The organism is Pseudomonas sp. R4-34-07 (genome assembly GCF_003852375.1).
Taxonomy (GTDB): domain Bacteria; phylum Pseudomonadota; class Gammaproteobacteria; order Pseudomonadales; family Pseudomonadaceae; genus Aquipseudomonas.
Map to the genome: position 1 here is coordinate 4,840,211 of NZ_CP027760.1, position 20,894 is coordinate 4,861,104.

Below are 20,894 nucleotides of genomic sequence, written 5' to 3' on the forward strand. Positions count from 1 at the left end.
GGCGCTCACGCAGCTTAGATAAACCGAGCCCATTACTGCCGAGTCAACGATTCATGAGCCGCGAAACGATCAGCCAATCGATTTCCATCGTCCATCCCATCAACCTCAGCCATGGAAAAAACGCTGAGGTCTGGGACACCGCAGGTAAGCGCTATATCGATTTTATCGGCGGCATCGGCGTACTCAACCTCGGCCATTGTCACCCGGCCGTGGTGGACGCGATTCGCGAGCAGGCGACCAGACTCACCCACTACGCGTTCAACGCCGCGCCGCACATGCCCTATATCGATTTGATGGAGCGCCTGACCGCGTTTATTCCGGTGAGCTATCCGGTCAGCGGCATGCTCACCAACAGCGGCGCTGAGGCCGCGGAAAATGCCTTGAAGATTGTGCGCGGCGCCACTGGCCGCACGGCGGTGATTGCGTTTGACGGAGCGTTTCATGGGCGCACCCTGGCCACCCTCAACCTCAATGGCAAGGTCGCGCCGTACAAGCAAAAAGTCGGCGTACTGCCCGGCCCGGTGTATCACCTGCCCTACCCCAGCGCCGACAACGGCGTCACCTGTGCCGAAGCGCTGAAGGCTATGGACCGCCTGTTCAGCGTGGAAATCGACGTCAACGACGTAGCCTGTTTCATTATTGAACCGGTACAGGGCGAAGGCGGTTTCCTCGCCCTGGATACCGAATTCGCCCAGGCCATGCGCCGTTTTTGTGACGAGAACAACATCCTGTTGATCGCCGACGAAATCCAGTCCGGTTTCGGTCGCACCGGGCAGCGATTCGCCTTCTCGCGCCTGGGCATTGAACCTGACCTGATCCTGCTCGGCAAAAGCATCGCCGGCGGTGTGCCGCTGGGGGCGGTGGTGGGGCGCAAGGCACTGATGGACAACCTGCCCAAGGGCGGTCTGGGGGGTACCTATTCCGGCAATCCCATCGCCTGCGCCGCCGCGCTGGCAACCCTCGATGTGATGACCGATGAACACCTGCAGGTATGGGGTTCCCGGCAGGAGGAGGCGATCGTGCGACGTTACCAAGCATGGCGCGCACAGCACCTGTCGCCGTATCTGGGCCGCCTCACCGGTGTCGGCGCGATGCGCGGCATTGAACTGGCGCATGCCGACGGCACGCCCGCCGCCAAGCAACTGACCCAATTGCTGAGCCTGGCGCGGGCTGCCGGCCTGCTGCTGATGCCCAGCGGCAAGTCACGGCATATCATCCGCTTGCTGGCACCGCTGACCATCGAGCCGGCCGTGCTGGAGGAAGGCCTGGATAAGCTCGAAGCGTGCCTCAAGCAGCTGGACTGATGCATGCGTCCACAAATTCGACCGCTGATAGGATGCCTCTTGTAGATATGTACGTATTTCTGTACGTTCAAAGCTTAAAACGAGGATGTTTTCATGGAAACTATCAACTACACCCATGCGCGTGCGCACCTGTCCGAAACCATGGACCGCGTTAATGAAGATCACATTCCACTGCTCCTGACCCGACAAAAAGGCGAACCGGTGGTGATGATCTCGTTGTCAGAATTCAATGCTCTCGAGGAAACAGCCTATTTACTGCGCTCGCCAAAAAATGCCGAACGCCTCATCAACTCAGTCAACAGCTTACGAGCCGGCAAAGCCAAGCCAAGGCAGTTGATTGAAGAATGAAAATACTCTTTACCCCTGAGGGCTGGGACGATTATCTGTGGTTTCAACAAAACGACAAGGCAGGGCTCAAGCGTATAAACCTGCTCATCAAAGCGATTCAAAGAGACCCATTTGAAGGTGTTGGAAAACCTGAGCCCCTCAAACACAACCTGAGCGGCTACTGGTCTCGGCGAATCACAGCAGAGCATCGTCTGGTGTATGGCATCGAGGAGGATGAAGTACAGATCCTCATGTGCCGTTATCACTACTGACCGGGTCCACCTTCAGGAGGCGCCTTGACCTGACTCCCCGGCCCCCTGAAAATGCCCGACGCTTTTTTGTCTCTCCCCGTTTACTGAAGTAGTGAAATTTCAATGTCCGATTCGTACACCGCTGAATCCGCCGAAGCCTCCGTCGTCGTCTCGCACGCCAAAGCCGAGTATGAAAACGCCATCAATCTTTCACAGCATGTGCCAGCGGCCAAGATCATCAGCGAAATGGTGCTGGACGCGTTTCACACTTCCAAGGAAAGCGACCAGATCCGCGAGTTGCGCGTGGCCATTCGTCAGGCCCATGACGCCTTCGACGATGACAAAGCCTACGACCTCATGGGCCAGCTCAAGCAATTGAAGGACGCCGAAGCCGCCGACAACGCTGCCCTGGAAGACCTGAGCAGCAAGTTCTCCATCAGCCGCCTGCTGTCCAGCTTCAAGGACGACCCTGAATTCCAGGAGTTGGTCTACGGCCTGGCCCTCAAGGTGCTGAACCAGTCGCACCAGGCCATCAGCAACCCGAGCGCCGGCAAGGGCAAGGCCGCACGCGCCAAGAAGGAAGCCGAGGTATTTGTGATCAGCAAGGATGGCATCAGCGTCACGCTGCCGCTGCGCACGCCGCGTTCCAAGCTCAATGTGGACCGCGAAGCGCTGGAGTTCCTGGGCCTTACCTTTGTAGGTGAAGGCAGCGAGGCGGAGCTGGAAAGTGACACCTTCGTTGACAACAGCGGCGTGGAGCAGCCGGTCACGCGCAAGAGCATTGTGACCGCACTGCAACAGCAAAGCGCTTTTGTCGGTTACTCCATCGCCGCCCAGTAAATGCCGAAGCTATAGGCTGCGCAGGATGACCAGCGCCTGCTCGACTTGGGCGAGGGTGATATGCCGGCCCACCGAGGCACGCACGAAGTGGCTGACGCCCAGGTCCTTGAGCAGCAACGGGGTATGGGCGGCAGTGCCTGCCCAGAGGTTGAGCCCCAGCGCGCGGGCTTGGTCGACAAATACCTTGGCCGGCACGTTATGCGGCACGAACGAGACAATCCCGGTCTGTTCGAACTGGTCACACATCAGCGTTAACTGCGGCAGGCGCCGCAACGCCTGCGCCAGCAGCGCATAGGGCTCCGTGCTCACCTGCCCGCCGCCTACTTGCAGGTATTCCTGCACCGCCGTGTGCAAACCCACCAGGGCCGAAAGGCTCTTTTCTGCGATCTCCAGCACCCGAGCGCCGGACGCATCCACCTGGTTGACCTGGCCATCGGTGCTGGCGGCGTGCAGGTCTGCAAAATTCAGCTGCAATTGGCCCAGCAGGCGTGGCGACACATAAGCAATCCCGCTGCCACGGGGCCCGCAGAGAAACTTGCGCCCCGCGCCTGTCAATAAATCACAGTGCATATCCCGCACATCCAGCGGCAACTGCCCCAGCGATTGGCACGCATCCACCACATACAGTGCGTTCGAACCCTTGAGCAGCGCACCCAGCGCTTCCACCGGATTGATCACCCCGCAGCAGGACGGCAGGTGCGACACGCTGACAAGAAACACATCGTCGTCCAGATGATGCCGCACCCAATCCAGGTCCAGCGGGCTGGTGGCCGTGGTTGGGATCACTTCAACGCGAATCTCACGCGATTGCTTGAGGTAGTTGAAAAAGATCAGGTTCGCGGCGTATTCCGAGGTCGACACCCACACCCGCTTACCTCGGGGAAATTGCAACTTGCCGAGAATGCTGGTCCAGGCCTCGGTGGCGCTGCTGAAAAAGCCAATCTGCGCAGGCTCTGCATTCAACAGCTTGGCCACCAGGCGGTACAGGTCGTCGTTGAGCAACGCCTCGTAGGCCAGCTCGGTTTCATAGCTGCCCATTTGCGCTTCTGTGGCGGTAAAACCCTGGATCGCATTCAGCGTGGCCGGTGACATCAGGCCCGCGCCGGCGGTGTTCAGATGAATCCTGTTCATTTCATGCTTCCTTGTTCCACAAGACAGCCGAGCCTTTCATTACGCCTACCGCCACCGCGAACAGCAGCAATATCGTGCCCGCCAGCAGCCACGGCGAAGGCAGCGAGGGCTGTGACACCAGCATGAACGCCAGCGAAGGCGTGATCATTACGCCGATGTTCACCCCCGCCGAGTAATAGCCGAGGTTGCGGTCCACGGTGTGACGGCTGGAGATACTGCTGACGTAATGGGTGATGCCGGGAAAGACGATCATCTCGCCCAGGCTCCAGAGCACGGTGGCCACCAGCAACAGCGCGCCGACCTGGCTGAAGCCCATCAGGAAAAACCCCACGCCGGCTACGAGAAACCCGGCCACCAGCGAGCGGCTGCTCGACAGGTGCGACATACGTTGGTTGATCGGCACTTCGAACAGAATCACCAGCAGTGCATTGATGAAAAAGATGATCCCGACGTAGTACGCCGGCAACTCGGTGTAATTGATGATGTAGGCCGACAGAAACGTCGGCGGCAGCGCATAGGCCACGTGCACCGGCAATGCCGCCAGCAGAATCACCAGCAAGCGCGAGCGCTCGTGCACTGCGCTCTCCGGCAAGCCGTTGCCCTTGCTGACGACGGCAGCCCCTTGGGCCACCGGCACCGCACGCCCGAACCGCAGGCAGGCAACGAAGGCCACCAGGGACAACGCCGCGTTGAGGTAGAACACCGCGTCGGCGTTACTCAAGAAAATCAGGCTGCCCAACAGCGGCCCGATCGCCATGCCGATGTTGATCGCCAAACGGTTGCAAGAGAACGCCACTTTGCGCGATTCACTGCTGCTGTGGGTGACTGTTTCGGAGAATGTCGCCGGCGTGAATGCCTCGTAACAGGCACCCCACAGAAACGACAGCACAAACAGCAGCGCCGTGTTATCCACCGACGGAATGATCAGCAGCAGCACCGCGTTAAGCAGCAACGAACCGAGGATCACCCGATTGGCGGAAAACCGCTTGATCACCCCGCCGATGATCAAGTCCACAAACAATGCGCCCGCGCCATAAACGCCCACCAGCAACCCTGCGATTGCCGCCGACACGGCGTGCTGATGAATCAGGTAAGCCGCATAGAAAGGGAACGCCATGGTGCCCATGCGGAACACCAGGGTGATCAGGAACAGCAACTGCAAGCGAGCGTTGAGCCCGCGCAACGCGCGATAAGTGCCTATCATCAGCGGATCACATAGACGTTGTCTTTGTACTGGCGGATCTGCTCGTAATCCTGGTCGATAGTGCCCTGGCTATCCGATACCAGAAACACCCGCAGCGGGCTGCTGAGCAGGTCCACGGTCTTTTTCATCAGCTTGCCGGCCTTGTATTTGACGCTCAGCTTGTGCACCGAAGGCAACGCCTCGATCCGGTGGATGGCCGATTCATTGAAGCCGGTGACCTCGCCTTGCAGCGTGGTGTCGGTGTTGATGACACAGGCTTCCTTGAGCTTGTGGTAGCGCTTGCCGGCGTAGTTGGCCTTGAACGCCTCACCGTCGCAGTACGCCAGGTAGGTGAGCTGCGCCTGGTTGCCGCCCAGGCTGATGTCATGGAACCTTGGTTCCATGTTGCCGTTCAGGCGAGCACCGACTTCCACCAGCGCGGGGCCGGCTTCGGTGAGGATCACTTCCGAATGGGCCGGGCCGTTATCGATACCCAGCGCCTTGAGCGCCTTCACGATGTAGTCCACCAGCACGTTGGCCTCGGCGCTGTCCGGGGCAATCAGCACGTCGCGGTCGTAGATGTTCTTGCCGCCGCTGATTTCACGCTTCACATAGCGCCAGATCCCGCACACGTAAGTCTGCCCATCACGGCTGACGGTATCGACGATGTACTCCGGGCCCTTGAGGTAGGACTGGCAAAGAATTTCCGTGTTGGGCAGGCCGAAGATATCCGGGTTGGACACTACCTCCTCACAGGCGCGCTTGACGTCCTCGAGGTTGTGGCAGATCGAAACCCCGTCGGTGGATGCCGAACTCAGCGGTTTGATCACGCAGGGAAACACCTGACCGGCCTCGACCCAGGCCAGCAGCTCGGCGGGGTCCGAGGATTTGATCTGGCGTGCGGTCAACAGGCCTGCGGCGGCGACTTTGTTGATCATTTCAAACTTGTCGCGGCGAGCGCGTGAGCCTGCACTGCCGTTGGAGGTGGACAGTTGCAACTGTTCACTCAAGTAATCGGCGAATGGCACGCCCGGCTCCTGGCCGGCAATGACGGCGACTACGTTGAACTCACGCAAGCGTCGCACTATATCCTCGGCGTTGTCGTTGAGTGCCAGGTTGTGCTCGAACTCAGACAGGTTCGGCCCGAGCATGCTTGGCATCAGCTCGGGTGTACTCTGTACATGGATCAGGCTGAAACCGGCATCCCGGAAATACTGCGGCAGGAAATTACCGCTCGAGTAGACATCCACCAATGCGACGTACTGCTTCATAAGAATGTCCTTTTCAGTAATGAGTGGCGGTTTCAGAGGCCCGTGGCGAAGCCACGTCATCCAGCGCCAGGAAAATGTTCTGCGGGAACTCAGCCACACGGTGCAACAGGTGCAAGTACCAGTTGGTGCCGTAAACCGCCGACACCCGGGCCTTGACCTGGCCCTGGTCTTTTACCGCCTTGATCAGCTCAGGGCGCACGCCGTGGAGCATCTCCAGTTCACCTCGGTCGGCGATGCGGCTGGTGAGGATTTCTTCAACCAGCAGCGGGTCCTGGGTGGCGAAAGCAAACTGCCCGCGGCCACCATTGATCCGGTCCAGCAGCCCCAGGTAACGCTCGTTGAGCGCCTCGCCACGGGGCAAAGCAATGGCGGCAGGCTCAGCATAGACGCCTTTGACCAGGCGCACCTTGCAGCCGGTTTCCAGCACCGCTCCCAGGTCATCCGGGGTTCGGTTCAACTGCGCCTGGAGGGTGATGCCCACGTTGGGAAAACGCCCGCTCAGGTGCAGGAAGATCTCGAGGATCGAATCCGTCCATTGGGAGCGCTCCATGCTGATGATCACGCCGACGTCCTTATCGGCTGCATGGGCGAGGATCTTCGAGCAGTTCTCGACTGCCAGCTCGCGGGAAATGATGGTACCGACGTTCGACAAATCGAACCCCAACTGAGGAGGTTCACCGAGCTTGGGATGCTGGGCGATCAAGTCGATCAGCTGCAGGTATTCATCGGTTGCCGTGGTCACCTCGGCCAGCGTCGTCGCTTCCTCGCCGACGAACTCGACACCGGTGCGATAGCCTTTGGCCAACAGGGCCCCAAGCTTGTCGAGCATCTCCAGGCGATCTTCGGAAATGATGTAGCGAAGCGCCGCAGGTCGCAGGAAATCACGCAGCGTCTCGCTCTCCAGGAACAAGTCGCGGTAGGTCTTGTTCGCCGCCAGTTTCTTCAGGGCCAGGGTTGCCAGCAGGCTGTTATCTGTCGTGTTCATGGCATTAAACCCCGTAGGACTGGTTGAGCATGCGACGTGCGAAACTCGAATCGTCGGTGTGGTTGGCGATCTTGTGGGCGCGGAATTTGGCCGCGTAACTGAGCAGGGTTTCCTTGTGGCGGCTATGCCGGTCACGGGTAAAAATCCCCGCCCACAGGTTGTCCCAGCGTGCGTACTCGGGGTGCGACATCAGCAGCTTATGGGCCTTGCGCATGTTCCAATGAGGAATCGACGGGTGCAGGTGGTGCACAAGGTGGTAGTTATCGTCGTGGCGGCCAAAAAAGAAGTTTTCCAGCGCGTTGCCTTTACGGTTACGGGTCAGCAGCAGCTTTTCGCTTTCAACGGCGGGCAACGGATAGTGCTCGGCCAGCTCGATGATCCAGCCCACAGCCACGGCGGCCGTGAACAGCGGCACGAACCAGAACAGCACCAGTTCAACCGCAAGGCCAAACCAGGCAACCACTGCAAAAATCACTGCCCAGTAGGCCCACATCAGCACGCGTTCCTTGCGGATGCGTGCGTCCTGGCCCTGGAGCCGGTCCTTGACGATGTACTTGATGTATTGAAGGGTGCGGTAACCCGATAACGCCATCACCACGTTCTTCAGGAAGAACTCGCGCTCGCTTTGCTGGAGGTCGTACAGGCCGCACTTGAGATGGAAATTGTAGTCCGGGTCTTTTTCCGGGTGCCCCAGGTGCACATGGTGGTTTTTGACGTGCGAGGTGCTGTAGGACTGGTAAAGATGGAAGATCAGGTACCCCGAGAGAAAGGTACCGGCAAACCAGTTGATCGCCCGGTTTTTCGCCAACAGTTTGTGACTTGACTCGTGCAACACGTTCGCCAGGGCACGTTGAGTGGTACCGATGAGAAACAGCGAAACGGGATAAAACCAATAGCTGACGCCTACGGACAGATAAATGGCAAAGGCGATGATTGAATAATCCTTACCCAGTGCGATGGCCCAATGGTAGTTATCTTTCTTGCACAGGTGCTTGAGCATCCCGAAGGTTTCACGGGAAATACCCGCAGCGTTTTGGCCACCTGGCTCTTTGTTTTTATCGACCAGCATAATCACTCCATAATTAAGCGGCACGCTGCAACACGCCTATCGCCTAGAGCGACGATGATTTTTTGGGATGTTGCGGCTCTTGTTTTTTTTGCCTGAGCTAAACTCATTGGCTGCAAAAAAACTAAAGCACCGCTTGAAAGTGAACAAGCTGCCCTTTTAGACAGGTAGCGCCAAATCACACGCGCACGCGCACGCCCGCCGGTAATAAATCATCGGCGGGCGTGGCAATGGAAAAAGAAGTACCGGCGAATCAGGCCTGTTCGCGGATATAGCCCAGCTGCAAGGCTTTGCGAATGGCGGACTTGCCGTTGGGCACATTCAGCTTGCTGAAGATATTCTTCATATGGAACTTGACCGTACGCGGGCTCATTGAGACCAGGAGTGCTATTTCGTTATAGGTCTTGCCCTGACTGGTCCAGGACAACACCTGCGTTTCCCGGGGTGTCAGCACGGTTTCCGGTACAACCGGAGGGGGCATGGTGGTACTGCTTTCCAACGCCTCGTCGTAAACCGAGACCAGCAGCATCTGCAGTTCACTTTTGTTGGCCAGCACTCGCTCGCGAAACTGTTGATGTTCGCCAAAGCTGCACAGGTTGAGGATGGAATAGAAGCCCCGATTACCATGCACGATAAAACTGGCGCCCTCGCCGACGGGGGCACAGGGCCCTGGCACCGGGACCGCGTCTGCAGCGGGCGCAAGAATGTTTTCATCGCTCCAGAAAAACGGTTTTATGCGGCGTTTGGACAAGGACAGCAATTGACCGCGTTGGTAAAAGTCATCTGCAGCGTCACCACGGTCCAGCGCGTCGGGGTAGTTAGTGATGATTTCCGCTTCATCCAGCGTCGGCCCACATTGATAGACCTCGAAATGCCCGAGGCCGCGTCGGCTCAGCTCAACATCGAGCAATTGGCGCACATCGGTGGGCTGCATGAGCGTATTGTTATTGGCTTGACCATCGCTTCGCATGACTATCGTCCCTGATGAGTGACAACGGGTGAGGTTAGCGACCTGACCGGAGTGCTTCAATCCGTAAGCTTCCGATCAAAATCGACCTACACCGTAGGAAAATTCCTCTATACCAGGGAAAGAATGAAACATGCCTACCAACCTTGTCCAGTGCTTCCAGCGCTGAACCGACCGCGAGCAGGCGCAGCAGTGTCTGGTCAGGCTATCTGTGTCGCAAACACCTCGCGAAACCGCTGCATTTGCTGCTTATTACCTACCGTCACCCGCACCCACTGCGGCCAGTCCTTCCAGACACGCCCTACCAGCACATTCTGTGCAGCCAGACGCGCAACCACCTGCTCTGCCGGCTGCTTCACGTCGATCATGAAGCAATTGCTCTGGGAAGCCGTGCAGCTATAGCCCCGGCCCTTCAGCCAAGCGATGGTCTCGTCACGCACGCCGGCATTGAGCGCCTTGCGCTGGCCCAGCAGCTTGACGTCTTCCAGGCTGGCATGGGCACCCAGCAGGCTGGCACCGGCCGGCACATTGTCGCCGCCAAACACCGCGAGGCGCTCCAACAGCGAGGGATGGCCGATCGCCAAACCGAGGCGCGCACCGGCCATGCCGTAAATTTTCGAGAAGGTGCGCAGTACCAGCAGATCGTCATGGTCCTTGATCCAACTCACGCAACTGGGGGCGTCGCAGAAGTCGATATAGGCTTCGTCCACCACCAGCACGCTGCCTTTGGGTTTGTTCTCCAGCGCCTGACGGATAGCCTCGGTCGGCGTCAGGGTGCCGGTCGGGTTATTGGGGTTGCACAGGTACAGCATGCCGGCCTGGGGATCAGCCGCGAGCATCGCCGGTACATCATGGGCATGCTGGGCATCGAGGCTGACTTCGTGTACCGGCGCCTTGTTCGATTCGGCCGCCTGGCGCGGAACTTCGTAGGACGGCGTGGCCATCACCAGGCCACGGGTTGGGTGGGTGAATGCCAATACGGCATAGCGCAACGCGGCCATGGAGCCGGCAAAAACCGCCACATTGTCTTCGCTGATGCCTTGCTGTTGGGCAAACAGCGCAGCCAGCGCGTACATGTGCGGGTAGGGATAACGCCCGGCTGCCGCAATACCACGCTGCATCGCCTCAAGCGCCGCTTTTGACGGCCCATAAGGGCTTTCGTTGTAGTTGAGCAATACATCGTCAGAGGCCGCAGGCGCAGGGCTTGCGACTGCCCAATCGAGATGCCCGAGCACAGGCAAGGCCGCGCCCAGGGCGAGAAGGGATCGACGACTGACGCTGACCATGGTGACTACTCCTTGTAGGCGGACGGGGGATTCGTACGGGTCATACAGAGGAGTATGACGAGAAAAATGCCGCCCGATTTAGCACCACCGGATTAGCCGCCGTTACCGCAGCAACGGATATGTACTCGCTCTGATTCAGCATCCTGGTCGGCTGTCAGGCCGCCATCGGGAGCAAGCCCCCTCCCACATTTTGATCGTCCTCTATCAGGTAGACCTCACCTGGCTCTGGATCGAGTTATTTCAGCTGCAACTTGTGCTTCAGGCTCTGCATCACATCCCCCTTGTTCTGCAGGTACTCATTCAAGCCCCGGGCGCGCAGGTTGCACGCGTCACACTCGCCACAGCCGGTGCCAATGACGCCGTTGTAGCAGGTCAGCGTCTGCTCGCGCACCAGCTCCAGTTGCCCGTGGTAATCGGCCAGGGCCCAGGTCTCGGCCTTGTTCAGCCACATCAATGGGGTGTCGAGACGTACGTCGTATTCCATGCCCAGCTTGAGGGCCTGGTTCAGTGCCTTGACGAACTCGTCACGGCAATCCGGATATCCCGAGAAGTCGGTTTCGCACACGCCAGTGATGACGGTCTCAGCCTTCACTTGATAGGCGTAGATCGCGGCCAGGGTCAGGAACAGGATATTGCGGCCCGGCACGAAGGTGCTCGGCAGGCTTTCGCCTGAGCTGTTCACGGTCGGCACCGGAATGTTGTCACGGGTGAGGCTGCTGATCGCCAGCTCATTGAGCAGCGACACGTCCATCACTTTGTGCACGGTGGCGCCCAATTGCCTGGCCAACTGCCGGGCGACTTCGATTTCCGCCACATGGCGCTGACCATAATCGAAGGTGATGCAGTGCACTTCGTCATACAGCTTCAGCGCCTGGATCAGGCAGGTGGTCGAATCCTGCCCGCCACTGAACACCATCACGGCTTTTTTACTCATTGCTTTGCTTCCTGCCTTCGAAGAATGGGGAATAGTTTAAAGGCCACTCAATAAAAAACCCCGCGCTCTTTCGAAGGCGGGGTTTTTCACTGCCAGACCACTCAGGGCGCGTACGTCAGCAACAGCTCTTTCGGCACTTGGAAATCCAGGGACATCATCACGCTGAGCGCGGTGATGGTGAAGATCGAGAACACGAACAGCTTGCGCGCCCAGACGGTGTCATCCACCGCCTTGTAGCCGGTCCAGGCCATGTACAACCAGTACATACCCATGGCCGCGGCGACGGCGAGGTAGCTCATGCCGGCGTAGCCACTGAAGGTCAACATCAGGGTCGCCACGAGGAAGGCCAGGATGTAGAGCAGAATGTGTTTCTTGGCCACCTGGATGCCACGCTTGACCGGCAGAACCGGAATCGACGCAGCCAGGTAGTCATTGAAGCGAAAAATCGCGATGGCGTAGGAATGCGGCATCTGCCACAGGCTGAACATCACCAGCAGCACCAGCGCGGCCATGTCGAAGCTATTGGTTACAGCCACATAACCAATCACCGGCGGCATCGCCCCTGACAGACTGCCCACCAGCGTGCCGTGCACCGACTTGCGCTTGAGGTACAGGCTGTAGAGGCCGACGTAGATGACAAAACCGATCACGGCAAACAGCGCCGCCAGCGGGTTGGCCACCTTGTACAACAACACCACGCCCGCAACACCCAGGACGGTCGCGAAGATCAGTGCCAGTTTCAGGGAGATAAGCCCCTGGACCAGCACGCGATTCTTGGTGCGCTCCATCTTGATGTCGATGTCACGGTCGATGCAGTTGTTGAACACGCAACCGGAAGCAACCACCAGGGACGTACCGATCATCGCAGCCAGGAAGATGGCCAGATCGACATGTCCCTTGGAGGCCAGGAAGAAACCGCCCGCCACAGAAAGCACGTTACCGAAAATGATCCCCGGTTTGGTGATTTGGATAAAGTGCTTAAGCGACATCGGGTCTTACCTCACTTCGCCATCATGAAGGTGTGGATGCTGAACATGATCCAGATCGACAGGCCAACCAGCAGCAGGATGACCAGGCCGGCGAACACGAACGCAATCACGTTATCGCGCTGCTCCTTCGAACGATCCAGGTGCAGGAAGTACACCAGGTGAACCAGCACCTGAATCACCGCGAACGCCAATACGATCATCAAGGTGATCGACTTCGGCAGGGTCGGGTACATCACCAGGCCGAACGGGATGAGCGTCAGGATGACCGACAGGATGAAGCCGATAGCGTAAGACTTAACGCTGCCGTGGCTTGCATCGTGGCTGTCATGGGAGTGTGCATTAGCCATTACAGAGTCCCCATCAAGTAAACGACGGTGAATACGCAGATCCAGACCACGTCCAGGAAGTGCCAGAACAGGCTCAGGCAGCTCAGGCGAGTCTTGTTGGTGTTGGTCAGGCCGTGCTTATTGACCTGATACATCATCACCGCCATCCACAGCAGGCCGGCCGTTACGTGCAGACCGTGGGTGCCTACCAGCGTGAAGAACGCCGACAGGAAGCCGGAACGGTGCGGGCCGTAGCCTTCGGAGATCAGCAGGTGGAACTCGTTGATCTCCATGCCGATGAAGCCCAGGCCGAACAGGAAGGTCAGTGCCAACCAGCTCAGCACGCCTTTCTTGTTGCCCTTGTAGAAGGCCAACATGGCGAAGCCGTAGGTGATCGAACTGAACAACAGCAAGGCGGTTTCGCCGAGCACGTAGGGCAGTTCGAAGATGTCGTGGCCCGACGGGCCACCCGCAACGTTGTTTACCAGTACCGCGTACACCGCGAAGATCGACGCAAACAAGATGCAGTCGGTCATCAGGTAGAGCCAGAAACCGAAAACGGTCATCGGCCCCGAGTCGTGGTGATGGTCATCGTGCCCATGGTCATCGACATGGGCGTGTCCAGCATTGGTCACTAAGTTCGACATGGTTTAAGCCTGTTCCAACGAGGTTTCTACACGGTTGGCCGGGATCTTCTTCTCGGCTACCAGGCGAGCGTGCTGCTCGGCTTCGATGCGTTCGATCGTTTCGACCGGCACCATGTAGCCTTGATCATCACGGGCAGCGTGAATGATGAAGTAACCGATAGTGCCCACCAGGCCCACGATCGCCAGCCACCAGATGTGCCAGATCATCGCGAAACCGAACACGGTCAACAGCGCGCCCATCACCACGCCAGTGGCGGTGTTGTTTGGCATGTGGATCGGTTCGTAGTGCTTCGGACGCTGGTACGCAGTACCGTCTTCCTTGGCTTCGGTGAACGCATCGATGGTGTTCGCAGTAGGGATCACGGCGAAGTTGTAGAACGGTGGTGGCGACGAGGTCGACCATTCCAGGGTGTGGCCATTCCATGGGTCGCCGGAGTCGCAAGCGTTCTGCTTACGGTCACGGATGCTCACGTACAGTTGGATCAACTGGCAGGCGATACCCACAGCGATCATGATCGCACCGAACATGGCGACGTACAGGTAAGGCACCCACTCAGGGTTGGTGGTGGCGTTCAGGCGACGGGTCATGCCCATGAAGCCCAGTGCATAGAGCGGCATGAACGCGACGAAGAAGCCCGAGATCCAAAACCAGAATGCAGCCTTGCCCCAGCCTTCGTGCAGCTTGAAGCCGAACGCTTTCGGGAAGTAGAAGCTGAAACCAGCGATGTAGCCGAATACCGCACCACCGATGATCACGTTGTGGAAGTGAGCAATCACGAACAGGCTGTTGTGCAGTACGAAGTCAGCACCCGGGATGGCCAGCAGTACGCCGGTCATGCCGCCGATGGCGAAGGTCACCATGAAGCCCAGAGTCCACAGGACCTGGCTGGTCATGCGCAGACGACCGTGGTAGATGGTGAACAGCCAGTTGAATAGCTTCACCCCCGTCGGGATGGAAATCAGCATCGTCGCCAGGCCGAAGAAGGCGTTGACACTGGCCCCCGAACCCATAGTGAAGAAGTGGTGCAGCCACACCATGAAGCCCAGTACCGAAATCGCGCCCGATGCATAAACCATCGAGTGGTGACCGAACAGGCGCTTGCCGGTAAAGGTCGAGATCACTTCGGAGAAGATACCGAACGCTGGCAGGATCAGGATGTACACCTCAGGGTGACCCCATGCCCAGAACAGGTTCACGTACATCATTGGATTGCCACCAAGTTCATTGGTGAAAATGTGGAAATCCAGGTAACGGTCAAGCGACAGCAGCGCCATGGTAGCGGCCAGGATCGGGAACGAAGCCACGATCAGCACGTTTGCCCAGGTGCAGGTCCAGGTGAAGATCGGCATGTCCATCAGTTTCATGCCAGGGGCGCGCATTTTCAGCACGGTGGCCAGGAAGTTGACCCCCGTCAATGTCGTCCCGAGTCCTGATAACTGTAGCGCCCAGATGTAGTAGTCCACACCCACGCCCGGACTGTATTGCAGGCCCGACAATGGCGGATACGCAACCCAACCGGTCTTGGCGAATTCGCCGACGCCCAGGGACACGTTGATCAGCACAACGCCCGATACCAGCAGCCAGAAGCTCAGGGAGTTCAGGAACGGGTAGGCAACGTCACGCGCGCCGATCTGCAGCGGCAAGGCCAGGTTCATCAAGCCGGTGAAGAATGGCATCGCCATGAAGATGATCATGATCACACCGTGGGCGGTGAAGATCTGGTCATAGTGTTCAGGCGGCAGGTAGCCAGGCGAACCCTCGGTGGCCATGGCCAACTGGGTACGCATCATGATGGCGTCGGCAAAGCCACGCAGCAGCATGACCATGGCAACGATGACGTACATGACGCCGATTTTCTTGTGGTCGACCGAGGTCAGCCACTCGGTCCACAGGTAGGTCCACTTCTTGAAATAAGTGATTGCTGCAAACAGTGCCAGACCACCCAGCGCGATCATGGCGATGGTAATCATCACAATCGGCTCGTGGAACGGGACCGCATCCCAACTTAATTTACCAAACATCGTTTACTCCTCTGCCCCAGCAGTTGAATGCGCGCCTGTGTCAGAACCTTCAACCGCGGCCACTTCTTTCTTCTCGTGCTTGACCGGCTTGCCTGGCTTCATACCTTCGTACTTGTCGACGATTTTCTGAAACAGGTTCGGCTCGTACGCGGAGTACAGGGCGACTGGGTTGTTCTGGCTTGGTTTGGTCAGGGCGTCGTATTCAGCTTGATCAAGCTGTTTAGGTGCGGCCTTGACTTCGGCTACCCAGGCGTTGAAATCTTCCTGGCTCGTCGAGATCGCTTTGAATTTCATGCCGGTGAAGCCAGCGCCGCTGTAGTTGGCGGAGATGCCTTCCATTTCAGCTTTTTCGTTGGCGATCAGGTGCAGTCGGGTCTGCATGCCTGCCATCGCGTAGATCTGACCGCCCAGGGCAGGGATGAAGAACGAGTTCATCACGGCGTCGGAGGTGATCCGGAAGTTGAGCGGGGTGTTCTCCGGGAAACGAATCTGGTTGACCGTGGCGATGCCCAGGTCCGGGTAGATGAACAGCCATTTCCAGTCCAGCGCGACCACTTCGATGTTGATCGGCTTGACGTCGGACTCCAGCGGACGGTACGGGTCCAGCTCGTGGGTCGACTTATAGGTGATGTAACCCAGGGCGATGATGATGAGGATCGGGACCAGCCACACCGCGATTTCGATCTTGGTGGAGTGCGACCACTTCGGCGCGTAGGTCGCGCTGGTGTTCGACGCGCGGTATTTCCAGGCGAAGGCGAAGGTCATGATGATCACAGGCACCACCACCAACAGCATCAGCAGCGTGGCGGTGATGATCAGGTTTCGTTGATCCAGACCGATCTGTCCTTTAGGGTCCATCAAGGTCCACTTGCAGCCTCCCAGCATTAACATCATGCCAAGCAGCGGCAAAAAGCCTAGTAATCGGGGGTACCTGTTTTTACTCATCTCACGACCTCTAAAGCAGCTTGCGCAATGCAGTTGGGTTTTGATCGCCAACACTTCACCCTGCCAAGGGTTGGCATTTCTCTTCGATTGAATAAGAGCCTGCCCGTTACGTCATAGCTGTACGTTGCACGGACCTGCGGTGAGTTCTTATTCGATTTCGTGGCTAAAGGCCTTGTTACAGACCAATTCCATTTGGTGCGGAAAGTTGAAAGGCTGCCGGAACCTGGGATCGCACAGAGCCTTCCATCTGCTCCTCGACCGCTCCAATGCTCAAATATTGAACAGCACCGGACATTCAGTGCGGGCGATTGTAGTTAGCTAGCGATGTATAAACCATGTCTGATAAAGAAATAATTTTTATCGATTACAGCAATAATACTTCACCATTCCCGCAAGGGTTCGCGATCTTATCGCGTTCAATTCTCAACAAAAACCACAAAAATTGCGCTGTTATTGGGCAGAGTGCCACTCCCCTTACGCGCTGTAAGGGCATGGCAAACGAAGCAAAGTCCCCATAAAACAAGGCATTTGCACAGCGCTCCGGTGTCGAAACCTGATGCGCCGGGGGGTGTCTTTCAAACCACAAACTGACAGCACAATTTGTGCACCGGATGCAAATTTGGCGGCCGGTTCGGCCAGTCAGAAACGTCCTGCGGCAACCTCCGTGTGACAACATGTCGCACGCTGCGCACACCTTTTGTTGCCGCTTGTCACGGCGCTTTCACATATTCCTACAAACAAAAACGCCCCGGCCCTCACTCAAGGAGACCGGGGCGTTTTATTCAACGGGTTCAGGCTTTGGGGTGACGATTACGATAGATGCACAGGGGCACCAGGATCACCGTCAGCACGAAGGCCACCAATGCCCATTGCGCCAGGGACAGGCCGAGAATCGGCGGATAGGGCGTGCTGCAGAAGCCGTCGACCTGGAAGCCCAGGGGAAACACCTTGGCCAGGGGCAGGTCATCGACGATCGGTTGCAGCACATCGATGCCGCAGCTGACTTGGGGGAAGAACTGGGTGTACACATGGTGCCCGGCGGCCGCCACACCGCCCAGGGCGCTGAGGACCACCAGCCCTTCGAAGAACGTGACCGCCCCCTTGCTACGCATGGCAGCGCCGAGGAACGCGAAGATCGCGATCAACAGCAAGGCGTAGCGTTGCAGGATGCACAGTGGGCACGGCGCTTCGCCCAGCACCACTTGCATGTACAGCGCTCCGCCGATCAGCGCCAGGCAGATGATGCCCAGCAACACCAGAAAGCGCCGCTCCCTGCCCAAACGCAATTCGTCACTCATCCCCGTTTTCCTTTGTTTGTGCCAGTGGCAACAAGTTTACACACAGGCACCCGTTAAAACAGAGAGGAGTTAACAACGGATTAATCAGGAAAAATGAAGAGCTAAATGTGGGAGGGGGCTTGCTCCCGATAGCGGTGGATCAGTCAGCTTGTCTGTCACTGACATACCGCTATCGGGAGCAAGCCCCCTCCCACACTGGTTCACTGTTGCTGTGAAGAACTTACTCCAGGGCAGCAGCCGGGCCGAAGAATTCGTAGCGGCTTTGTTTCTCGGGTACGCCCAGGGCCTTGAGATGGCGCTTGATCACTGCCATGAAGCCTTTAGGCCCCAGGAAGTACGCATCGATGTCGCGCGCCTCGGGCAGCCACGCCGCCAGTTGTTCCTGATTCAACAGGCCGACCTTGTCCGCCGCCGGGCTTACGCCGTCATCCTCGGCATAGCAGTAGAAGCGCTTGAGCTGCGGGTGCCGGGCCGCCAGGGTGTCGACCCAATCACGGAACGCATGCACCCCGCCGTTACGCGCGCAGTGGATAAAGTGCACGGGGCGCTCGGTGGCCAGTGCCGCTTCAAGCATCGGCAGGGTTGGCGTGATGCCCACCCCGCCGCTGATCAGCACCAGCGGCTTGTCGCTGGCGGCCAGGGTGAACTCGCCCGAGGGCGGGAACAGGTCAAGGGTCGCGCCGACGTGCAACTGGTCATGCAAATAGTTGGACACTCGCCCACCGGCTTCGCGCTTGACGCTGATGCGGTATAGGCCGTCATTGCTCAGGGCCGACAGGGAATAATTGCGACGGACTTCCTCGCCGTCGAGCACCAGCTTCATGCCGATGTATTGGCCGGGCGCAGCGCTGAGGATCGGGCCGTTGTCCACCGGGGCGAAGTAGAACGAGGTGATCTCGTTGCTCTCCTCCACGCGCTTGACCAACCGGAACGGCCGCGCACCGCGCCAGCCGCCGGGCGCCTGGGCTTTCTCGTCGTAAATAGCCGCTTCGGCACCGATCAGAATGTCCGCCAACTGCCCATACGCCGCGCCCCAGGCGCTCATCACCTCAGGGGTGGCAATCTCGCTGCCCAGCACTTCGGAAATCGCCCGCAGCAGGCAGGTCCCCACGATCGGGTAGTGTTCCGGCAGGATCTGCAAGGCCACGTGCTTGTTGATGATTTTGGCCACAAGGTCGCCCAACTGGTCCAACTGGTCGATATGCCGCGCGTACATCAGCACGCCATTGGCCAAGGCGCGCGGCTGGTCGCCGCTGGCCTGGTGGGCCTGGTTGAACAGTGGGCGAACTTCGGGGTATTCGGACAGCATCATGCGGTAGAAATGGGTGATCAACGCTTCGCCACCGCTTTCCAGCAGGGGCACAGTGGATTTGACGATGGCACGGTCTTGGGCGCTCAGCATGGGAGACTCCTGGGTCTTTTCATTCGTTGCCCTCAGGTACTCAGTAATCATGCCAACTAATAAATCCATGATTTTCAGCAACTTAAATACCGCGTAGTCAGAATGACTTCCTACAGTTTATAGTCATAAGGACTACAAGGAGTCATTATGACTGCACAATCGCTGCTCACCACCCTGCTGCCCCTCGTGGCCGACCTGTCACGGGACTTGCCCGAAGGCGAGCGCTATCGACGCCTGCTGCATGCCATGCGCGCCCTGCTGCCGTGTGATGCCGCCGCCTTGCTGCGCCTGGAGGGCGAATGGCTGGTGCCGCTGGCCGTGGATGGCTTGAGCGCCGATACCTTGGGCCGACGCTTCAAGATCAGCGAACACCCGCGTTTTGCGCTGCTGCTGAGCAGCCCCGGCCCTACCCGCTTTGACAGCGACAGCGAATTGCCCGACCCCTACGACGGCCTGGTGGAGGGCCTGCACGGGCAGCTGGAAGTCCACGACTGCATGGGCTGCCCGTTATTTATCGACGACCAGCCGTGGGGCCTTCTGACCCTGGACGCCCTCGACACCGAGCGCTTCGAACGGGTCGAACTCGACGCCCTGCAAGCCTTCGCCAGCCTCGCCGCTGCCACGGTCAACGTCGCCGAGCGCATTGAGCGCCTGGCGTTGCGCGCCGAAGACGAACACCAGCGCGCCGAGATCTACCGCCAGGCCAGCGGCCAGCAGCACAAGGAAATGATCGGCCAGAGCAAGGCGCACAAGCGCCTGGTCGAGGAAATCAACCTGGTGGGCGGCAGTGACCTGACCGTGCTGATAACCGGTGAAACCGGGGTCGGCAAGGAGTTGGTCGCCCAGGCGATCCACGCCGCGTCGTCGCGTGCCGACAAACCGCTGATCAGCCTAAACTGCGCCGCGCTGCCCGAAACCCTGGTGGAAAGCGAGCTGTTCGGCCATGTGCGCGGTGCCTTCACCGGCGCGCTGAGTGAGCGCCGGGGCAAATTCGAACTGGCCAATGGCGGCACGCTGTTTCTGGATGAAGTCGGCGAGCTGTCGCTGAGCGTGCAGGCCAAGCTGCTGCGGGTGCTGCAAAGCGGCCAGTTGCAGCGCCTGGGGTCGGACAAAGAGCATCAGGTGGATGTGCGCCTGATTGCCGCCACCAACCGAGACCTGGCCGAAGAAGTGCGCCATGGCCGCTACCGCGCCGACTTCTACCACCGCTTGAGCGTCTACCCGCTGCAAGTGCCTGCGTTGCGTGAACGCGGGCGCGACGTGTTGCTGCTGGCCGGGTTCTTTCTGGAACACAACCGCTCACGCATGGGCCTGGGCAGCCTGCGCCTGACCAGTGATGCCCAGGCGGCGCTGCTGGCCTACGACTGGCCGGGCAATGTGCGCGAGCTGGAACATTTGATCGGACGCAGTGCGCTCAAAGCCCTGGGGCATTGCCGTGAGCGGCCGAAGATTCTCAGCCTGAGCGCGGCGGATCTGGACCTGCCTGATGTCAGCGCAGCCGCCATCGAAGCACCGGCCGCTGTCGCCCGCGACGTCACCGGCGACCTGCGCCAGGCCACCGAGCATTACCAGCGCCAGATCATCAACGCCTGCCTGGAACGCCATCAACACAACTGGGCCGGCGCCGCCCGAGAACTGGGCCTGGACCGCGCCAACCTTGGCCGCATGGCCAAGCGCCTTGGAATGAGATAGCCAATGTGGGAGGGGGCTTGCCCCCGAT

At 58.9% G+C, this 20,894-nt stretch carries 20 protein-coding genes; 5 read left to right on the forward strand and 15 right to left on the reverse strand.

Translation table 11 applies throughout. From position 1 onward, the window contains the following. Window positions 1–53: 53 nt before the first annotated feature. From C4J85_RS22310 to C4J85_RS22325, 4 genes are all read left to right on the forward strand, one after another. The gene (locus C4J85_RS22310; protein WP_124410724.1) at window positions 54–1,304 is read left to right on the forward strand and encodes an aspartate aminotransferase family protein; all 1,251 of its coding nucleotides are present in this window, start codon (window positions 54–56) and stop codon (window positions 1,302–1,304) included. A 93-nt stretch (window positions 1,305–1,397) separates the two neighbouring features. Further along, a complete protein-coding gene (locus C4J85_RS22315) occupies window positions 1,398–1,652 on the forward strand; it encodes a type II toxin-antitoxin system prevent-host-death family antitoxin (RefSeq protein ID WP_124368289.1) in 255 nt (84 codons plus the stop codon). Continuing rightward, on the forward strand, window positions 1,649–1,903 hold the full coding sequence (locus C4J85_RS22320) for a Txe/YoeB family addiction module toxin (protein ID WP_124408130.1): 255 nt from the start codon (window positions 1,649–1,651) through the stop codon (window positions 1,901–1,903). The genes C4J85_RS22315 and C4J85_RS22320 overlap by 4 nt, the downstream gene beginning before the upstream one ends. A gap of 102 nt (window positions 1,904–2,005) precedes the next feature. After that, window positions 2,006–2,722 (forward strand): hypothetical protein, encoded by a 717-nt coding sequence (locus C4J85_RS22325; RefSeq protein WP_124410725.1) that lies wholly within the window; start codon window positions 2,006–2,008, stop codon window positions 2,720–2,722. 9 nt (window positions 2,723–2,731) lie between these two features. On the opposite strand, the gene C4J85_RS22330 is transcribed toward C4J85_RS22325, so the two are convergent. The 15 genes from C4J85_RS22330 to hmpA form a co-directional block, all read right to left on the reverse strand. Continuing rightward, the gene (locus C4J85_RS22330; protein ID WP_124410726.1) at window positions 2,732–3,853 is read right to left on the reverse strand and encodes an aminotransferase class V-fold PLP-dependent enzyme; all 1,122 of its coding nucleotides are present in this window, start codon (window positions 3,851–3,853) and stop codon (window positions 2,732–2,734) included. Window position 3,854: 1 nt separating this feature from the next. After that, entirely contained in the window at window positions 3,855–5,057 is a 1,203-nt protein-coding gene (locus C4J85_RS22335) for an MFS transporter (RefSeq protein WP_124371795.1), read from the reverse strand. Then, window positions 5,057–6,307: an ATP-grasp domain-containing protein gene (locus tag C4J85_RS22340; RefSeq protein ID WP_124364335.1), complete on the reverse strand. Its 1,251-nt coding sequence runs from the start codon at window positions 6,305–6,307 to the stop codon at window positions 5,057–5,059. The genes C4J85_RS22335 and C4J85_RS22340 overlap by 1 nt, the downstream gene beginning before the upstream one ends. Before the next feature lie 13 nt (window positions 6,308–6,320). Beyond that, on the reverse strand, window positions 6,321–7,292 hold the full coding sequence (locus tag C4J85_RS22345; RefSeq protein WP_124368295.1) for a proline dehydrogenase family protein: 972 nt from the start codon (window positions 7,290–7,292) through the stop codon (window positions 6,321–6,323). Window positions 7,293–7,296: 4 nt separating this feature from the next. Next, window positions 7,297–8,361 carry a fatty acid desaturase family protein gene (locus C4J85_RS22350; protein WP_124364337.1) on the reverse strand — a complete coding sequence of 355 codons (1,065 nt, stop codon included), beginning with the start codon at window positions 8,359–8,361 and terminating at the stop codon, window positions 7,297–7,299. A 250-nt stretch (window positions 8,362–8,611) separates the two neighbouring features. Next, window positions 8,612–9,328 (reverse strand): LuxR C-terminal-related transcriptional regulator, encoded by a 717-nt coding sequence (locus C4J85_RS22355; protein WP_124371798.1) that lies wholly within the window; start codon window positions 9,326–9,328, stop codon window positions 8,612–8,614. A gap of 197 nt (window positions 9,329–9,525) precedes the next feature. Beyond that, the gene (locus C4J85_RS22360; RefSeq protein ID WP_124410727.1) at window positions 9,526–10,611 is read right to left on the reverse strand and encodes a pyridoxal phosphate-dependent aminotransferase; all 1,086 of its coding nucleotides are present in this window, start codon (window positions 10,609–10,611) and stop codon (window positions 9,526–9,528) included. Window positions 10,612–10,846: 235 nt separating this feature from the next. Further along, entirely contained in the window at window positions 10,847–11,545 is a 699-nt protein-coding gene (queC, locus tag C4J85_RS22365) for a 7-cyano-7-deazaguanine synthase QueC (RefSeq protein ID WP_124410728.1), read from the reverse strand. Between the two features lie 101 nt (window positions 11,546–11,646). Next, window positions 11,647–12,534 (reverse strand): heme o synthase, encoded by an 888-nt coding sequence (gene cyoE / locus C4J85_RS22370; protein WP_124410729.1) that lies wholly within the window; start codon window positions 12,532–12,534, stop codon window positions 11,647–11,649. Window positions 12,535–12,545: 11 nt separating this feature from the next. Continuing rightward, window positions 12,546–12,881: a cytochrome o ubiquinol oxidase subunit IV gene (gene cyoD, locus C4J85_RS22375; RefSeq protein ID WP_124410730.1), complete on the reverse strand. Its 336-nt coding sequence runs from the start codon at window positions 12,879–12,881 to the stop codon at window positions 12,546–12,548. After that, the gene (locus C4J85_RS22380; protein ID WP_010206435.1) at window positions 12,881–13,507 is read right to left on the reverse strand and encodes a cytochrome o ubiquinol oxidase subunit III; all 627 of its coding nucleotides are present in this window, start codon (window positions 13,505–13,507) and stop codon (window positions 12,881–12,883) included. Before C4J85_RS22380 ends, cyoD begins: the two co-directional genes overlap by 1 nt. A gap of 3 nt (window positions 13,508–13,510) precedes the next feature. Then, complete coding sequence (gene cyoB / locus C4J85_RS22385; RefSeq protein ID WP_124410731.1) at window positions 13,511–15,529, reverse strand: cytochrome o ubiquinol oxidase subunit I; 2,019 nt, start codon at window positions 15,527–15,529, stop codon at window positions 13,511–13,513. 3 nt (window positions 15,530–15,532) lie between these two features. Beyond that, on the reverse strand, window positions 15,533–16,474 hold the full coding sequence (cyoA, locus tag C4J85_RS22390; protein ID WP_124410732.1) for a ubiquinol oxidase subunit II: 942 nt from the start codon (window positions 16,472–16,474) through the stop codon (window positions 15,533–15,535). 791 nt (window positions 16,475–17,265) lie between these two features. Then, on the reverse strand, window positions 17,266–17,772 hold the full coding sequence (locus C4J85_RS22400) for a disulfide bond formation protein B (RefSeq protein WP_124410733.1): 507 nt from the start codon (window positions 17,770–17,772) through the stop codon (window positions 17,266–17,268). A 220-nt stretch (window positions 17,773–17,992) separates the two neighbouring features. After that, a complete protein-coding gene (gene hmpA, locus C4J85_RS22405; RefSeq protein WP_124410734.1) occupies window positions 17,993–19,174 on the reverse strand; it encodes an NO-inducible flavohemoprotein in 1,182 nt (393 codons plus the stop codon). 147 nt (window positions 19,175–19,321) lie between these two features. Here hmpA and norR point away from each other — a divergent pair, with 147 nt between their 5' ends. Continuing rightward, window positions 19,322–20,866 (forward strand): nitric oxide reductase transcriptional regulator NorR, encoded by a 1,545-nt coding sequence (norR, locus tag C4J85_RS22410; RefSeq protein ID WP_124410735.1) that lies wholly within the window; start codon window positions 19,322–19,324, stop codon window positions 20,864–20,866. The last annotated feature ends 28 nt before the right edge of the window (window positions 20,867–20,894 follow it).

Excerpts from the sequence above, each read along its gene's own strand:
- C4J85_RS22310 (WP_124410724.1), top strand. The coding sequence starts at position 54 with ATGAGCCGCGAAACGATCAGCCAATCGATTTCCATCGTCCATCCCATC.
- C4J85_RS22315 (WP_124368289.1), top strand. The coding sequence starts at position 1,398 with ATGGAAACTATCAACTACACCCATGCGCGTGCGCACCTGTCCGAAACC.
- C4J85_RS22320 (WP_124408130.1), top strand. The coding sequence starts at position 1,649 with ATGAAAATACTCTTTACCCCTGAGGGCTGGGACGATTATCTGTGGTTT.
- C4J85_RS22325 (WP_124410725.1), top strand. The coding sequence starts at position 2,006 with ATGTCCGATTCGTACACCGCTGAATCCGCCGAAGCCTCCGTCGTCGTC.
- C4J85_RS22330 (WP_124410726.1), bottom strand. The coding sequence starts at position 3,853 with ATGAACAGGATTCATCTGAACACCGCCGGCGCGGGCCTGATGTCACCG.
- C4J85_RS22335 (WP_124371795.1), bottom strand. The coding sequence starts at position 5,057 with ATGATAGGCACTTATCGCGCGTTGCGCGGGCTCAACGCTCGCTTGCAG.
- C4J85_RS22340 (WP_124364335.1), bottom strand. The coding sequence starts at position 6,307 with ATGAAGCAGTACGTCGCATTGGTGGATGTCTACTCGAGCGGTAATTTC.
- C4J85_RS22345 (WP_124368295.1), bottom strand. The coding sequence starts at position 7,292 with ATGAACACGACAGATAACAGCCTGCTGGCAACCCTGGCCCTGAAGAAA.
- C4J85_RS22350 (WP_124364337.1), bottom strand. The coding sequence starts at position 8,361 with ATGCTGGTCGATAAAAACAAAGAGCCAGGTGGCCAAAACGCTGCGGGT.
- C4J85_RS22355 (WP_124371798.1), bottom strand. The coding sequence starts at position 9,328 with ATGCGAAGCGATGGTCAAGCCAATAACAATACGCTCATGCAGCCCACC.
- C4J85_RS22360 (WP_124410727.1), bottom strand. The coding sequence starts at position 10,611 with ATGGTCAGCGTCAGTCGTCGATCCCTTCTCGCCCTGGGCGCGGCCTTG.
- queC (WP_124410728.1), bottom strand. The coding sequence starts at position 11,545 with ATGAGTAAAAAAGCCGTGATGGTGTTCAGTGGCGGGCAGGATTCGACC.
- cyoE (WP_124410729.1), bottom strand. The coding sequence starts at position 12,534 with ATGTCGCTTAAGCACTTTATCCAAATCACCAAACCGGGGATCATTTTC.
- cyoD (WP_124410730.1), bottom strand. The coding sequence starts at position 12,881 with ATGGCTAATGCACACTCCCATGACAGCCACGATGCAAGCCACGGCAGC.
- C4J85_RS22380 (WP_010206435.1), bottom strand. The coding sequence starts at position 13,507 with ATGTCGAACTTAGTGACCAATGCTGGACACGCCCATGTCGATGACCAT.
- cyoB (WP_124410731.1), bottom strand. The coding sequence starts at position 15,529 with ATGTTTGGTAAATTAAGTTGGGATGCGGTCCCGTTCCACGAGCCGATT.
- cyoA (WP_124410732.1), bottom strand. The coding sequence starts at position 16,474 with ATGAGTAAAAACAGGTACCCCCGATTACTAGGCTTTTTGCCGCTGCTT.
- C4J85_RS22400 (WP_124410733.1), bottom strand. The coding sequence starts at position 17,772 with ATGAGTGACGAATTGCGTTTGGGCAGGGAGCGGCGCTTTCTGGTGTTG.
- hmpA (WP_124410734.1), bottom strand. The coding sequence starts at position 19,174 with ATGCTGAGCGCCCAAGACCGTGCCATCGTCAAATCCACTGTGCCCCTG.
- norR (WP_124410735.1), top strand. The coding sequence starts at position 19,322 with ATGACTGCACAATCGCTGCTCACCACCCTGCTGCCCCTCGTGGCCGAC.